13 protein-coding genes are annotated in these 14,906 nt (G+C 44.8%); 6 read left to right on the top strand and 7 right to left on the bottom strand.

What is annotated here, in order from left to right; all coding sequences use genetic code 11:
- Window positions 1-653: 653 nt before the first annotated feature.
- A complete protein-coding gene (locus ACZ1GZ_RS11375; RefSeq protein ID WP_472664995.1) occupies window positions 654-1,070 on the top strand; it encodes a phage integrase N-terminal domain-containing protein in 417 nt (138 codons plus the stop codon).
- A 403-nt stretch (window positions 1,071-1,473) separates the two neighbouring features.
- On the opposite strand, the gene ACZ1GZ_RS11380 is transcribed toward ACZ1GZ_RS11375, so the two are convergent.
- The 5 genes from ACZ1GZ_RS11380 to ACZ1GZ_RS11400 all read right to left on the bottom strand — a co-directional run bounded on the left by ACZ1GZ_RS11380 (window position 1,474) and on the right by ACZ1GZ_RS11400 (window position 6,868).
- Window positions 1,474-2,799: an amidase family protein gene (locus ACZ1GZ_RS11380; RefSeq protein ID WP_472664996.1), complete on the bottom strand. Its 1,326-nt coding sequence runs from the start codon at window positions 2,797-2,799 to the stop codon at window positions 1,474-1,476.
- Window positions 2,800-2,845: 46 nt separating this feature from the next.
- Complete coding sequence (locus ACZ1GZ_RS11385; RefSeq protein ID WP_472664998.1) at window positions 2,846-3,679, bottom strand: ABC transporter ATP-binding protein; 834 nt, start codon at window positions 3,677-3,679, stop codon at window positions 2,846-2,848.
- Window positions 3,680-3,697: 18 nt separating this feature from the next.
- Window positions 3,698-4,714 carry a taurine ABC transporter substrate-binding protein gene (locus tag ACZ1GZ_RS11390; protein ID WP_472664999.1) on the bottom strand — a complete coding sequence of 339 codons (1,017 nt, stop codon included), beginning with the start codon at window positions 4,712-4,714 and terminating at the stop codon, window positions 3,698-3,700.
- Window positions 4,715-4,776: 62 nt separating this feature from the next.
- Window positions 4,777-5,556 (bottom strand): ABC transporter permease, encoded by a 780-nt coding sequence (locus ACZ1GZ_RS11395; RefSeq protein ID WP_472665000.1) that lies wholly within the window; start codon window positions 5,554-5,556, stop codon window positions 4,777-4,779.
- Entirely contained in the window at window positions 5,549-6,868 is a 1,320-nt protein-coding gene (locus tag ACZ1GZ_RS11400) for a M20 family metallopeptidase (protein ID WP_472665001.1), read from the bottom strand. Before ACZ1GZ_RS11400 ends, ACZ1GZ_RS11395 begins: the two co-directional genes overlap by 8 nt.
- Window positions 6,869-6,966: 98 nt before the next feature.
- Between ACZ1GZ_RS11400 and ACZ1GZ_RS11405 the strand changes: the two genes are divergently transcribed.
- Window positions 6,967-7,869: a LysR family transcriptional regulator gene (locus ACZ1GZ_RS11405; protein WP_472665002.1), complete on the top strand. Its 903-nt coding sequence runs from the start codon at window positions 6,967-6,969 to the stop codon at window positions 7,867-7,869.
- Window positions 7,870-7,938: 69 nt separating this feature from the next.
- Here the strand turns inward: ACZ1GZ_RS11405 and ACZ1GZ_RS11410 are convergent, their stop codons facing one another.
- Window positions 7,939-8,850 (bottom strand): LysR family transcriptional regulator, encoded by a 912-nt coding sequence (locus ACZ1GZ_RS11410; RefSeq protein ID WP_472665003.1) that lies wholly within the window; start codon window positions 8,848-8,850, stop codon window positions 7,939-7,941.
- A gap of 139 nt (window positions 8,851-8,989) precedes the next feature.
- On the opposite strand from ACZ1GZ_RS11410, the gene atzD reads away from it, so the two are divergent.
- Window positions 8,990-10,093, top strand: coding sequence for a cyanuric acid amidohydrolase (atzD, locus tag ACZ1GZ_RS11415; protein WP_472665004.1), 1,104 nt, complete (start codon window positions 8,990-8,992; stop codon window positions 10,091-10,093).
- A gap of 20 nt (window positions 10,094-10,113) precedes the next feature.
- Here the strand turns inward: atzD and ACZ1GZ_RS11420 are convergent, their stop codons facing one another.
- Window positions 10,114-10,872, bottom strand: coding sequence for an ABC transporter permease (locus ACZ1GZ_RS11420; RefSeq protein WP_472665005.1), 759 nt, complete (start codon window positions 10,870-10,872; stop codon window positions 10,114-10,116).
- A 451-nt stretch (window positions 10,873-11,323) separates the two neighbouring features.
- On the opposite strand from ACZ1GZ_RS11420, the gene ACZ1GZ_RS11425 reads away from it, so the two are divergent.
- The 3 genes from ACZ1GZ_RS11425 to ACZ1GZ_RS11435 all read left to right on the top strand — a co-directional run bounded on the left by ACZ1GZ_RS11425 (window position 11,324) and on the right by ACZ1GZ_RS11435 (window position 14,558).
- On the top strand, window positions 11,324-12,130 hold the full coding sequence (locus ACZ1GZ_RS11425; RefSeq protein ID WP_472665006.1) for an ABC transporter ATP-binding protein: 807 nt from the start codon (window positions 11,324-11,326) through the stop codon (window positions 12,128-12,130).
- Window positions 12,131-12,142: 12 nt separating this feature from the next.
- The gene (locus ACZ1GZ_RS11430; RefSeq protein ID WP_472665007.1) at window positions 12,143-13,102 is read left to right on the top strand and encodes an ABC transporter substrate-binding protein; all 960 of its coding nucleotides are present in this window, start codon (window positions 12,143-12,145) and stop codon (window positions 13,100-13,102) included.
- Between the two features lie 67 nt (window positions 13,103-13,169).
- A complete protein-coding gene (locus ACZ1GZ_RS11435) occupies window positions 13,170-14,558 on the top strand; it encodes an amidohydrolase family protein (RefSeq protein WP_472665008.1) in 1,389 nt (462 codons plus the stop codon).
- The last annotated feature ends 348 nt before the right edge of the window (window positions 14,559-14,906 follow it).

Below are 14,906 nucleotides of genomic sequence, written 5' to 3' on the forward strand. Positions count from 1 at the left end.
CAAACGTTCATGTGAGGGAGATAATAATGCGTAGAGGAAAATGTAGGCGGCATATGACAAGGCTGATCGGGATAAGGCTGATGTTTCGAAGACGTACGTCTGCAAAATTGAACCCAAGCAAAGCATCAAATGTCAGACAATGGGGAGCAAAAGACGCTCTGGCCAGATGGCCGTCACTACGAGCATCGCGGGTAGTGACGGCCACGCCCCTCCAAGCTCACTAAGGCTTATAACCAGAAAATGATAAATTATGCGCGCGTGATAGCTCAAAATGTACGCCATCATTTTTGATCATTTGCTTGCGCAATTGGGCCAACCTTTGGTACCTTTTTATCAGAATTAGCAAATGCTGGGCTCAGGTGACTGAGCCCTTTTTTTATGCTCAATATTCAGGAGCCATCTCACACATTTTGAAAAGGAAAGATCTTATGATTACCGATAAAAAAGTCCCGCCATAGATGCGGGCACAGCAGTTACAATTACGATGTCACTGCCGCCCATCTGGGCACCTGTCGTAAAGCACCCATGGGGTGCTTTTTTTGCGACTTGGCTTTTATTAAACGTCTAGGCGTTTGAACTGAACGATCTGCGGATCGCCAGTAGCCATTAACACTCACCAATCAAATACAGAACAACAACAGAAAGCAAAGGAGATGGATAATCTCACAATGGACTTGGTGCGCTTATGTAAGCGCAACCGAGACGGTGCCTTTGGCACTCAAAAGAACCGTCAACGCGGCCTTGCGGCCATGGCGGCACAACTCAAACAACTTGGTTATGACTTAAAAAATAGCCGTTCGCTTAAACCCAAGCATGTTGATGCACTTCTCAATCACTGGCGAGATGAAGGCCTTACCAAAGCGACCATGCGTAACCGCATGAGTTGGCTGAGATGGTGGGCTTTAAAAGTTGATAAAGTTTCCGTCCTTCATAAGAAAAATAAACGATATGAATTGCGGGAAGGCTTCGAAAGCAAGGATAACAACGCTCTTAGCCTTGATACAGAAAAGTTGGCTGGGCTGGATTGTGTCTACGTTCAATCAGCCGTTATGCTGGGGAAATTTAAGTAATTGTGTTCTGAAAATGGCTTCTAATACTTACCCATAAAGTTACCCGATATAAGTATAATTTAATTTTCATCATTTAAAAACAATAGCTTATGATTTGAGTATTCAGTCTCCAAAGGCTCAGGGAAGCGCAGCGGTGTCAAAAGCCGTGGGGCGCAAATTTATGGTCGATGTTTATATTTAAGTTGAATATTGATTGATTAAGCCTTGCTAGCAAAAATATTAGCACCGGTCGAAACAACTGCATTTTAACTAATATTCAATCAACATGTCCATCAACCGTCAATTTGAATTCTATTGGGGCGTGGGGGCCCGGTGTTGTAGCTTCAGATACCAATCTTGAAGCGGACATTCATTATCTAAATTCATACGTCTGTTTCGTGCCAGTTGCAGACATTAGCAGGTTTCAATTGAGCAATTCTTCAAACAATTCAGCGATCACTAAGTTTTTATCATCTGTGCCAGCAGGACCTGCAAGACAAATACTTGATGGCAGACCATCGGAGCGGTGTATCCCTGGGATGGCGATTGCAGAAAAGCCAATTGGATTTGCAAAATAGGTGTATGTTCCCATGATGTTGTTTAATTCCATGGGATTTTTGAGCATGTCTTTAATTGTGTAAAGCCTCGGGATTGTCGGTAGGATCAGACCAGAAGTTCCCTCAAGCTGTTTCATGCACTCAATCTTTAACTCGGCGATTTCGTGCAAAGTTTCATATAGATCCTGTGCGGAATACGCTCGGCCGTTATTAATTGCCTTTGCAACAGGTTCTAGCACTTTTTCCGGATTGTCTTTGATAAAATCTCCGTAGTCGATTAGTCTTTCAGCAACCAGCGCAGATCCAAAAACCTTTTCACCAATTTTTGAAAATGGCTGGAAGTCAATTTCTTTCAAACTAATCCCAGATTTGTTGAGCTTTTCTATGTTTTCTTGATGGGCTCTCTTTGCGGCCAAGTCCCCGAAATGGTTAAGTTGAGAAGGGATGGCAAAGGTTTTTGATATCACGTTTGTTATATCGACCTGTCCACCCCAATACGCATAGGGGTCATTAGGATCTGGTCCACCTATGACGTTAAATACAGCTTTTGCCTCCGCAACAGTTTTTGCAAATATGGGAATTATATCAAAGCTTCGGTTGCAATAGACAAGGCCGCGGCCCGAGATCGAACCTGGTGTGGGTTTGAAACCTACAATGCCATTGGCCGCAGCTGGCACCCGACCTGACCCGCCGGTATCGCTTCCAAGAGAAAATCCGCATATACCCAAAGCCACAGCAACCGCTGAGCCAGATGAAGAACCACCCGGTATCATGGTGGGGTCGATTGAGTTTTTACACAATGGTTCAGGTGAGCGCGTACCATTTAATCCGGTTGCGAACTGATCCATGGTGTTTTTACCGATTAATATTGCACCTGCCTCGATTGCCTTTTCGACAGCCGGTGATGAATACGTCGCAATATCCCCAAAACCGGGACAGTTTGAACTAGTCACCATGCCCTTAACAAAAATATTATCTTTCACGCAAAAAGGAATACCAGCTAAGGGCAATTCGTCACCATTGGCAATCTTTGCTTTCACCGTAACAGCTGCTGCTTTTACATCTGCCTCTGGGACAAAAGATACAAAGCAACCTTCTGCTGCTTTCGCGCGGTTTAATGCATCAATGGCAATTGCCTCAATATCTTCACCAAGGTCCAAGCGTTTTTGAAAATCAGGAAAGCAATTGGTCACTTTTATACCCTCAATAAAGTAAGTCGTTTTTTGAAGTTTTTCGGCATTATTCAGATTGTCTTGCGAACGCGATGAGACTCTCTTCTCGAATGTAGTCCATGCATTCAGCGCGCAATTTTACATAATCGCTTGATGTGATGACGTCAGCTCCACGGGGCCTGGGTAAAGGAATGGAGATATCTGCAATTATCCGGCCCGGGCCCGCGCTCATGATTAACACGCGGTCCGATAATAAGACTGCTTCGTCGACATCGTGGGTGACAAAGAGCACCGTCGTGCCAAATTCCTTCCAGATCTTCATCAGGTTTTCTTGCATCATCGCGCGTGTTTGACTATCAAGCGCGCCAAAGGGCTCATCCATTAAAAGAACTGAAGGATAATTTGCTAATGCGCGTGCAATTCCAACGCGTTGCTGCATACCCCCAGATAGTTCTTTAGGATAGCTGTCGGCGTATTTAGAAAGCCCGATCATCTTGATAAATGTGCGTGCTTGGTCTGTGATAGACCCTTCGCCTCTGCCAGATACGCGCGGGCCAAAGGTGATATTTTCGAGAACGGTTTTCCATGGAAATAATGAGTGGTGTTGAAATACCATGCCGCGCTCAGGCCCCGGTTTCTCAACAAGGTTCCCATCTACTTTTATGGTGCCAGAGGCTGGTTTTATAAAACCTGCAACTGAGTTTAGTAACGTTGATTTTCCAGAGCCAGACGGTCCTAAGATGCAAACAAATTCACCTGGTTGGATATCGACGCTTGTCTTTTCAACCGCGACCGTTTTTCGATCGCGGTTTTCAAAAATGATAGACACGCCATCGATGACGACATGCCCATTTTCAGGGGTGCGGCGATTTTCATGATATTCGAAATTTTGATCAGTCATACGGCGCACCCTATTTGCTTAATTACTTGCTAAAACTTCTTCGAGATAAGAAGGCACGAGGAAATCTGAATAGTCTTCGCGTGTAAGCAATTTTGGCAGTCTTTCCTGCGCAACAAGAAACTCTGATGTTGCCACGAGCGTATCTGCAAATTCGCCCTCAGCGCCTTCAGTTCCCATATACCCTGCTGTCAGTTGCTCAGGGCAAGGAACCATGCCTGTACCACGCATCATGCGCGTTGCATCAGGCAGTGAAAGCTCCAATTCTTCGGCAATAATGGCAGCGGTTTCTTTTGGATTGTTGATCCAATAATCAATACCTTCGCACTCAGCCTTAAGGAATGCTTTGACAAGATCCGGGTATTTCTCTGCAAAATCGTCCATAACAATGCCGACATCCCAGGTTGGATATCCACGACTTGCCATAACGCCACTGGTCATGAAGATATTGCCGCCATCCTTAACCGTTTTATCCAGATTTGGTTCCCAGAACCACGCTGCATCGACGTCACCACGTGACCATGCAACTGCAATATCGTTTGGACGTAGATCAAGAATTTTCATCGATGCTGGATCGATGCCTTCATCAGCCAATGCTTGCAACAACAGATAATGCGTTGTTGAACCAAATGGTGCGGCAATTGTTTTTCCTTCAAGGTCAGCAAAAGATTTGATGTCTTTGTCTGTGCGGACAACCATGGCTTCCACATAATCAAGCATGTTCAAAACCATGATACCCTGAATAGGCAGATCGCGTGTTACTCCGATTGCTGTTGGAGGATTTCCAAGGCCTCCGAAATCAACCTGATCAGCTGCAATAGCGCGCAACATGTCACCGCCGCCGCCAACTTTGATATATTCAATTTCAATGCCAGGCATATATTTTTGCACAAGGCCTAAGTTCTTAGTGACCAATTGTGCGTTCACCAGATTAAGATATCCAACGGTTACCTTTTCCGGTTTGTCTGCGGCCATAAGTGTTGTTGTTGTAAGTGCTGAGCCCAGGAGAGCTGCTGCGATAGTCTTAAGTAACGTCATCGTATTTTCTCCTTGTTTAGTTTTGACGATGGTGGGGGAGGATTGAGTAATTTTCGACTTTGCTATCTTGTCCATGGCATCAAAATACCTCCAAGAATGCGCATGAAAACGTCAAGTGCGACGCCGGTTAAACCGAGCACGATAAGGCCCATGATCACGACATCTGATAATAAAAATTTTGCCGCATCCCAGATCATCCAACCTATTCCGGCGGTAGCAGCAACAATCTCTGCAGCAACTAATACTGTGTAGGTAAATCCAAGAGATATGCGCATACCTGCAATGATGGTTGGGCCTGCTGCTGGTAAATAGACTTCCCGTAGAATAACGGATTTGGATGCGCCAAGCGAAAGCGCAGCGCGGATATAGACTTCATCGATAGATTTTACCGCCTGAATGGTGGTGATGATGATGCCAGGAAGGGCTGCGAGGAATAAAAGTGCTAGTTTCGATTCTTCACCAATACCAAGCCACATAACGAGCAAAGTGTATAAGCCCAAAGGTGGCAAAGGCCGATAAAACTCGATTAATGGATTTAGCAGTGCGGCTGCATCTTTTGATGCACCCATTAAAATACCTAATGGAATTCCGATTATACAAGCGATCACAAAAGCAACCAGTATGCGCCATATACTGATACCAACATGTTCCACTAGAGTTGACCCCTGATAGCCCTTAGTTGCGACTTTAATAAATGAATCCCAGACAGCGACAGGGCCGGGTAAAAACAATTCGTTCGCCAGACCTGTTGCCGTCACAAATGTCCATGCAGCAAACAACAGCACCACTGTTAAAGTAGACAATAGGTAAGAACGCATATTGTTTTGGATGGCTTTAATCATCTTTATGCACTTTCAAGATTTCCATGATTGTCAATGCATAGACCTTTGCTGCAGCAACACTTTTGGTGATGGAAATCCATTCATTATCGGCTGCCCAGCCATCTTCGCCGGGACCATATGTGACTGCATTAATGCCTGCCTCGCGGAGACGGATAGTGTCATTAAATGCATTTTTTCGATTGGGTTCAGGTGTTTGCCCTAAAAGGCGCTCAGAAACTTTCACTAAAGACACACAAGGCTCTTCATTCATGGGTACGGGCGGTGTTGCGTTGACGAAAAGCGAACCTGAAACTTGCTGCACCTGCGCGGTCATTCGGTTAGAGCCACTAACAGAGCTTTGAACGACTTTATCGATATCCTTAAGCACACTTTCCATTGTCATACTGGGCACAATGCCGACAACAGCAAGCGTGATAATACATTCATCCGGTGAGAACTGCATCTCTCCGGGTAATCCGCCTTTAATGCGCACCACAGTTGTACATGGTGGCGTGTGACCAGGAAACGGATCTTCATCATGAGTAAAACTCATACCAGCCAAAGAAGGCAGGAGGTCTGCTGCTTGCAAAATTGGGTTTTCAACGACATCAGGTCGCCAAATATGCCCTTTAATACCAGTAAGCTTTATTTCAACAAGGCAATGCCCGGAATTGGCAACTGAAAGATTTATGCCCCATTCAGGCAAATTGCCATTGGCATCCGCATCAACAGGGCCGCCCCATGCAGTTGGCTCCGCTGTGATAGAGTAATCGGATGTAATCCCAAGTTCTTGGGTGATGTAAATTGAGCCATAGGTTCCGTCACGTTCCTCATCAACGCAGAAACTGTACATGAGGTCACCTTCAAGGCGCACACCTTCGCTGATGAGCGCTTGGACAGCCAATAAGCATGATGCCATATTGCCGCGTGTGTCTGATGTGCCGCGCGCATATAAAAGATCACCATGACGTGTCGCGTTATATGGACTGTCTTTGGTCATCGTCCATTTTTCAGGGTCAACTACCGGGTAGGTATCAAGGTGATCGTTCATCATGAGCGAAGGACCGGACCCTGACCCTTTGAGTGTTCCCACAACATTTGGTCGTCCGGGTACCGCACTATAGGTTTTGACATCCATTCCAAGTGCGGCAAGTTTTCCGGCCGTCAACATGGCAATGGCTTCTTCTTCACCACCTGGCATGTCGGGATCAAGTGGATTACCAGACCGAGGCTGACCTGTGCGTATAAGTTCCGTTGCAAGATCTAGCCATTTCTCTTCGGTGATCTGTGAAAGAACGCGTTCCTCAAGGTCTGATAGATTTAATCCACTCATCAAAAATTCCTTTATTGCTTAAAAATGAGACTAGTCATTTACGGTGCGCCAAAATAGTGCTAATTTCGTTCCTGACTGACGCAAAAAAAGCAACACTAATGCGTAACTTATTGATTTATAAATATATTAGTGAGGTGGCTAGGGCTGGTTCGGTGCGTAAAGCAGCCGAAATATTGTCCATTACGCCCTCATCCTTGAACCGACGTATACAATTTATGGAAGAAGAATTAGGCACGCCGCTATTTGAGCGAAATGCTAAAGGACTTAGATTAAATCCGGCTGGCGAACTTGCTGTTCATGCATTCCGTAAACATTTGGCAGAAGTTGAAGAGTTGGAAAACCGAATAGAGGACCTTAAAGGTGCGCGTAGAGGTGTTGTGTCCATCGTGTGTTCTCAAGCCTTGCTGCCACATTTTCTTCCCAAGCAAATATTGATGTATCAGGAAAAATTTCCGGGAGTGGAATTTCAAGTCAATGTCGCGGATATTGAAAGTGCCAAACTTGCATTGACCAATTATGAGGCTGATCTTGCTCTTACTTTTTCAACATTTTCTGCGGATGATTTGGAAGTCATAGCTAGTATTGCGCAAACTATTTATGTCATTATGCCTGAGGATCATCCGCTTTCTCGCAGGAAAAGATTGCGGCTTAACCATTGTGCGGAATACGCTCTTGCGCTCAACGATGGCTCCTACGCTATTCGAAATATGCTCGATGCCGAGGCGAGGCGCTCCAATATTTTGTTAAGGCCTGCGGTTGAAACTGACAGCTATATTTTACTTCATAATTACATATTAAGTGGACATGCTATCGGTTTTGAAATTGAGATTGGTTTGCCTGATAAGCTTCCTAAGGGGTTGGTCAGACGTCGATTGGATCTAACAGTAAGTAATGAAAGATCTGTCCATCTAGCACAATTGCGCGGACGAACTTTACCTGTGAGCGCTGCGAAATTTGCCGAGCAAGTGAATGCAGCGTTTCAAAGAATTAATCCTGATTAGGTTTTATGATTTTGTCTGCTTCAATGTTTGTTCAACACAATCTACATATGATGTAAACCCATCTCATCGTCAGTGTGCTGTTGGGAAGAGTGTGGCAAGGCTTTTTGTTATTTGATCTGCAAAGCGGGCAGATGCAACGGGTAATGTACGCCCGGCTCTCTGGCCGAAAAATATCAAACTGGACTGTAGGTCTTGTGGGTCTAAGGGTTTTAAGATCAAATCTTCATTTAGGTGTTCAGCACCCATCGCAATTGGGCTTTGGAATGATATGGCCTTATTAAGCCGAACGTAATTTTTTAAGAATTCAAATGAATTGGATTGCAGCATAATATCTGGTTGGCGTGATAGACGTGCAAGCGCGCTATCGAGAAGCGCGCGCCCACCGAAAATTTTTGAAGGTAAAGCCCAGGGAAAATCCATACATTCAAGCAATCGCAAATTGTCTTTATCAGCGAGTGGATGATCTATAGCCATCAATGCGGAAAGCTGTTGCTCTACAGCAATCAGTATCTGAAATTCAGGTATGTTGCTCAGATCGAAAACAAATGCCATGTCCACCGAGTAATCAACAACTGCTTTTTCAGCTGAGTTATGATCCAGAACCTGAACGTCAAATGTCACATCCGGGTATTGGTCTAAGTATTTCGAAATTTCCCTTGGCAGGAAATCAAACGTCAATGCTGGGCTACAAGCGATTGTAACGTGACCTAATCGTATTCCGGAGAGATCACTTAGCTTGGTGTGAAGTTTTTCGGTATCTGACAATTGTCTCCGGATATGATCAATGACCAATTCGCCGGCTGCATTTAAACGCACCCCGTCTGATAGGCGTTCAAAAATCGGTGCGCCCAATTCTTCTTCAAATGATTGGATCCTTCTTAAAAGAGCTGATGGTGTAATCGCTGCCTCTTCAGCGGCGCGGCGGATGGAGTTTTGCTTTGCAACGATGTCTATTAATCGGAATGTCGTTAAATGCTTCATTCCGCGACGATGTCATGGTGTTGCAAATTAAGCAACAGATTTGGTGAAATTTGGCATATGAACACAACAGCAATTTGTGCAATGCTCTCTCCCGTGTACCTAAAACAAATCCAGATTTTATAATCTATCAGGTTAATCCATGCGACAAGCCCAGCTATTTCGACTTCCAATGTCAGGCCCAAGCGATATCTCGGCCATAAAAGATCTTATCGAGACAAAAACGATCAGCGCTTCAGAAATAGTTGCTATTTTGGGTAAAACCGAAGGCAATGGTTGCGTTAATGATTTTACGCGTGGTTTCGCTGTGCAATCTTTGCAAGCGCTATTGCGTCAATATGTATCTGAAACAGAAGTAAATGGTATTGGCATTACAATTTCAGGGGGGACGGAAGGTGGTTTATCACCGCATTGGCTTGTGTTTACAGCTCGTAAAGTTGATGTGATAGAAAACACGCAGCGTCGTCAAAAATCACTTGCGCTTGGAACGGCAACCACGGCGTCTATTAAACCCTGGGAGCTGGGGCGGTTGCCGCAAGTTACTGCCGTATCGGACGCAGTTCAAAAAGCGATGGAACAAGCTAATATTTCTGAATCCAAAGATGTGCACTTTGTTCAAATAAAATGCCCCCTGTTAACGTCAGATCAAACTTCTCAAACCTATCATGGGTTTACAACTGTTACCCAAGATACCTTGAAATCTATGGGGTTCTCGCGCGGCGCTAGTGCTTTAGGTGTCGCGCTTGCCCTTGGAGAGCTTAACCCAAGTGATGTGGCGGATGATGACATTTGTCAAAACCATTCTCTATATAGTGCAAAAGCGTCATGTTCGGCTGGTGTTGAATTAGACTATTGCGAAATATTAGTTATGGGTATGAGCAAAGATTGGATTGGTGATCTGCACATCAATCATGGTGTCATGCGGGACGCTATTGATGTTGAGCCTCTATTGTCCATTTTGTCCCCCTTAAGATCAGGTAGTAATTTCCAGCTTAGCAAAGATGAACAAGAAGCTGTTTTGGCGATTTTGGTTAAAGCTGAGGCCTCAACATCTGGTCATATTCGCGGCCAGAGGCATACAATGCTTAATGATAGCGATATCTCATCAACTCGCCATGCGCGGGGGTTTTCCGGCGGTGCCGTTGCTGGTGTGGTAGGGCATTCATCTTTATTTGTGTCAGGTGGCGCTGAACATCAAGGCCCGGATGGAGGTGGACCAATCGCGGCGATTTATCGAATTACTTAAGGTTAAAACACAATTTCATTTTATGCATCGTGCCAATGCACGACTTTCTTGCTGATAAACACAAAGACTGCATCTAAAAATGCGCCTAATAGTCCTAGTTCTATGAGGCCGACAAACATGCGATCAACCTGGAAATATTGCCGTGCCTCTTCTAGGCGATAACCAATACCTGCGGATGCGCCGGTTAACTCAGCAGCTACAAGGCTTAAAAATGCAAGTGCTGCACCAAATCGAAGTCCAGCAAAAATATGTGGTGCTGCCGCGGGCATGATCACTTCAAAAAACTCACGATACCATGGGGCGCCAAGTGATCTTGAAGCGCGAATATAAGTCTCAGGAATGTGTTCCATGCCGTGATGGGTTGCGAGCCAAACTGCGAGAAACACAGTATAGGCAATGACGAAATATTTGGATTCCTCGCCAATTCCAAACCAGACAATTGCAATGGGTACCAATGCGATCGCAGGGATCGGTCTTAGGATATTAAAAAATGGATAAATTGCGAGCCGGATCAGCTGAACGCGGGATGTTAATATCCCAAATAATATTCCAAGTGATGCACCCAAACTAAAACCAATGGCTGCTCGTGACGTGGATGTTTTAAGATCTTTGATAAGAACGCCATCGTTAAATAATTTGACGGAAGCCGTTGCGACTTCAAATGGTCCCGGGAATAGATTTTTATTGGTAAATCCCGCGACATGAGCGAATTGCCATACAGACAACACGAAAATAATGGAAACCAAAGGGCGAGCATAATTGGCAAAGTAACTTAGCATATTTGTCCCATTTCAATTTTATATACTGATGGATGAAAGCCGAATGATCGATGATCAATTTTGCTTTCGTCCAATCCCACGAGATTCTGGATAATGTCTAATTTGGTGACGTAAATCATAGCGAATAATTGGTTGTTAGAGTGACAACTAATTGACATTCAGGTGAAATCGTGGAGCGCCGATTTTATTCATTGTTTGCGAATAAAACTCATGTTTTTCAATGCGTTATAGGTAGGTATTCTCTGCAATTTACTAAGTTTTTGCACGAAAAACCTTGGTGCTAAGTTTGCAACACCCCGGTACTTATATAGCAATAGACAGTCTTTTTTTGCCGCGACATACTTTGATAAAAGCCAGTATTTTTGCGGTCACTTACCCGGTCCATATGAGCTTTCAGTATTTGAAAAATCCCGAGTGAAAACGGACATAGGCAAGAGTTTTGTTAAAAATTATGAACGACGGAATAACTCACAAAACGCAGATGCAACCTCAAAAAAGTGGTGAGGTGCTGATTTGTGATCTTTCGGTTGAATTCGGTAAAGGCGAGAAAAAGACAATCGCATTAACACCGACTGATCTTGAGTTAAAACCAGGAACATTCACAGCGCTCATTGGCCCATCTGGTTGCGGAAAGTCTACCTTGTTGAATGCAGTTGCGGGTTTTGTCACGCCAACATCTGGGGCTGTTTATGTAGACGGTCGCACGGTCAAAAAACCAGATGAAAGTGTCGGTGTAATTTTCCAAAATTTCGCACTCTTTCCATGGTTCACTGCGCTTCAAAATGTCAATTTTGCGCTCAAGCGATTGAACCTCTCACGCGCTGAACGTTTAGCGCGAGCTCATATTGCATTGGAAGAAGTGGGCCTGAGCGAGCATGCCAAGAAATATCCAGGCCAACTCTCGGGCGGCATGAAACAGCGCGTTGCCATTGCTAGAACTCTTTCATCCGATCCAGATGTTTTGCTAATGGATGAACCCTTCGGAGCGCTGGACGCGCAAACAAGATTGCGCATGCAAGAACTCCTCACAGAACTTTGGTCAAAGCGCGAAAAAACGGTCCTCTTCGTTACGCATGATGTCGATGAAGCTCTTCGCCTCGCTGATACAGTTTACGTCATGTCACCAAGTCCCGGACGCATTGTTGAGAAGATAAATGTCAATATTTCTAGACCCCGACCTATCGATCAATTTGGAGAGGACTTCCTTACGCTTCGCAAGCAAATCCTCCAATTACTAAGAGAATATGAGAACGAATAAAGGAGAATGAAAATGAATATGAAACACTTAATAATAACCACCGTCACAACTTTGGTAGTTACTGGTACCGCTTTCGCCGATACCATTCGTCTGGGATCAGCACCTAACTTGCAAACAGTTCCAATTGTGGTTGCCGAAGCAAATGGCTATTTTGCTGAAGAGGGTATCGAACTTGAACTCACCAAGTTTACATCCGGCCGTCGTGCTCTTGAAGCTCTGATTGGTGGGCAGTTGGATGTAGCCTTCATGGCAGAATATCCGGTTTCTATTGCGTCTTTGCGTGAACAGCCCTTTGGCACATTTACGACCCTTTCGCGATATGTTGCAAACCGTCTCATTTCAAAAGGCTCTATCGGATTTGAAGATATTTCCAGCCTTGAGGGCAAAAAAGTCGGCACAACAAAAGGGTCAAACACGGAGTTCTTCACAGAGCGCTTGTTAGAAACAAACGGCGTTTCTGCCGAAGTGATTAATGTATCGCCACCTGATATCGTTCCAGCACTCGCGCGTGGTGACATTGATGCAGGTGTTATGTTCCCCGATTTTTACGCAAGTGCCGCTAAAGCTCTTGGAGATGACTACCGTGAATTCCGTTCTGATGCTTATGTTGCCTGGTTTGTTCTATCGGCGACACCTGACATGCTGGAAAACAGAGCATCTGAACTAGAGGGATTTGTTCGGGCGCTTGTCAAGGCTGAAGAATATATCAAAGCCGAACCAGAAGGCGCGCAAATGGCGCTTGCTGAAGCTATGGAAGGCATCATGTCGCTTGAGATGATCAAATCACGCTGGACAGAAGCTGAATATGAAATTGGTTTGTCAAACGGATTGCTAGATGTGCTTGAAGTTGAAGCCAATTGGGTTGTGAGCAAAGGCATGGTGGAAGCTGAGCCATCGCGCGAATTGATCAAAAAATATCTTGCAACAGGGCCTTTATCAGCTGTTGATGCGTCCCGCATTACGCTCGACTAAGCCCTTCTAAAAAGCTTGGTAGCAGTTCGTGCTGCTACCATTTTCCTGCCCTCAATTAGGTTTTCCCATGATGGATCTTTCTGCGCTTTTATCTCGAAATCGATATGCAATTGCACCTCAAGTTTTACTGACCTCTGACGGCGCTAAATCCAACTGGGCGTTGGAAGTTACTGACGGACGGATTACCAATATCGGACCAGCGCATACTATCAAAGACGTTGTCCAAATGGATGGTAGTGCAATTATTCCAGGGTTTGTCGATGCGCATACGCATGTGGGGCAAATCTTTGGCAAGGCTTTAATCGGTGGAGAGCCTGCCCAAATCTGGCGTCGCATCTGGCATCCGATGGAAAAGGAAATGTCAGAGGAAGAGTGTTATATCACTGCAAAATGGGCATTTTGGGAAGCGTTAAGAGGCGGTTTTACCAAAGTTGTCAATTACGGATTAAATGATAGCGTCAAAAATAAAGGCGTGCATAGAGCAGCACTAGAGACTGGCATTAGGCTCGTTTCAGCCTGTGGGTTGGATGAGTTCGCGGACAGTTCGGGAACTGGGTCCGGCAATCATACATTTGATGAGATTAAAGATGTTATCGACGCACATATGAATGATTGTGCGCCGCATCCGCTTATTTCACCATCTGTCTGCTGCAGTTCTTTCATTGGTAATTCACCAGAAACCTTAAAAAAACTCTCAGATTATTGCCAAGAACGCGATATCATTTTGCAGATACATTCAAATGAGCACTTCCCCGAGGTGCATGATTGTATTTTGAATTTTGGTATGCGTCCGACCGAGCTGTTGCATAAATATGGTGTGCTTGGACCGCACGTTTTGCTGCACCACACGACTTTGGTATCCGAGCGAGAAATTGAGCTCATCATCGAAACAGATACTGCAACGAGCTATAATCCGCTTGCGAGTATTTGGAAGGGCAATGCCGTGGCGCCGGCCTTAAGATTTGCCCAGCGAAATGTTAGATTTGGTGTTGGTTCTGATACAACTTCCGCCGATGCGTTTAAAAACCTTATGGCGGCTGAAGCTTGCCAGCGGATTGAACACGCCTTACCAGTTGCCGATTTTTCTGCAGGTGCGGCGTTTACATGGGTGGATGCAGCAACTAGTCAGGGTGCTCTTGCAACTGGTGGCAAAAATGATCATGGACCATTAAAGGTTGGCATGGCGGCAGATTTTTTAATTCTGGATATGATGGTACCTGAATGTTTACCCAGCCATGATTTTGAGTGGGAACTCGTGCGCTATTATAACCGCGACCAAGCGGAGGCTGTGGTGGTTAATGGTAAACCTTGCATGGTCGGGGGAAAACCGAGCGGTTGGGATGTGGATGATTTTATGTCGTCCAGCACCAAAATTGCTGAAAAGATAACGTCCAACTCAGATATTGTCCGATGTCACGGACCATCCCAGAATTATAGAATAAATGCGGAGAAGTAGTACTAAGAGTGATGTTGTCCGGTTTGGGCCAGTTTTTGAAGTGCGCGATGTAGTTTTTGGTGTCTGCTATTAGAGTGAAAACGGAAATTAACTCACTCCTACGTAAATTGATTGATTAGATGGAAAAAGTTGGGGAAATTGAAGAGATTTGTCCTAAATATGGCATTCTATACTTACCCATAAAGTTACCCAGTAATTAAAATTATTAAAATTTATCTTTTAAAAAAAATAGTTTATGAGCTAGATATTCAGTCTCCAAAACCGTAGGTCGGGGGTTCGAACCCTGCTGCCCCTGCCATTTTCCCAATAACAATAGCTCCTTGTATTTTTGTTATTGGACGTTGCTTT

The organism is Lentilitoribacter sp. JB5-8, from assembly GCF_055693385.1.

Bases quoted from the DNA above. Each gene is read 5' to 3' on its own strand.
- ACZ1GZ_RS11435 (WP_472665008.1), top strand. From the start codon at position 13,170: ATGATGGATCTTTCTGCGCTTTTATCTCGAAATCGATATGCAATTGCA.
- ACZ1GZ_RS11390 (WP_472664999.1), bottom strand. From the start codon at position 4,714: ATGACGTTACTTAAGACTATCGCAGCAGCTCTCCTGGGCTCAGCACTT.
- ACZ1GZ_RS11385 (WP_472664998.1), bottom strand. From the start codon at position 3,679: ATGACTGATCAAAATTTCGAATATCATGAAAATCGCCGCACCCCTGAA.
- ACZ1GZ_RS11375 (WP_472664995.1), top strand. From the start codon at position 654: ATGGATAATCTCACAATGGACTTGGTGCGCTTATGTAAGCGCAACCGA.
- ACZ1GZ_RS11395 (WP_472665000.1), bottom strand. From the start codon at position 5,556: ATGATTAAAGCCATCCAAAACAATATGCGTTCTTACCTATTGTCTACT.
- ACZ1GZ_RS11425 (WP_472665006.1), top strand. From the start codon at position 11,324: ATGAACGACGGAATAACTCACAAAACGCAGATGCAACCTCAAAAAAGT.
- ACZ1GZ_RS11410 (WP_472665003.1), bottom strand. From the start codon at position 8,850: ATGAAGCATTTAACGACATTCCGATTAATAGACATCGTTGCAAAGCAA.
- ACZ1GZ_RS11430 (WP_472665007.1), top strand. From the start codon at position 12,143: ATGAATATGAAACACTTAATAATAACCACCGTCACAACTTTGGTAGTT.
- atzD (WP_472665004.1), top strand. From the start codon at position 8,990: ATGCGACAAGCCCAGCTATTTCGACTTCCAATGTCAGGCCCAAGCGAT.
- ACZ1GZ_RS11420 (WP_472665005.1), bottom strand. From the start codon at position 10,872: ATGCTAAGTTACTTTGCCAATTATGCTCGCCCTTTGGTTTCCATTATT.
- ACZ1GZ_RS11400 (WP_472665001.1), bottom strand. From the start codon at position 6,868: ATGAGTGGATTAAATCTATCAGACCTTGAGGAACGCGTTCTTTCACAG.
- ACZ1GZ_RS11405 (WP_472665002.1), top strand. From the start codon at position 6,967: ATGCGTAACTTATTGATTTATAAATATATTAGTGAGGTGGCTAGGGCT.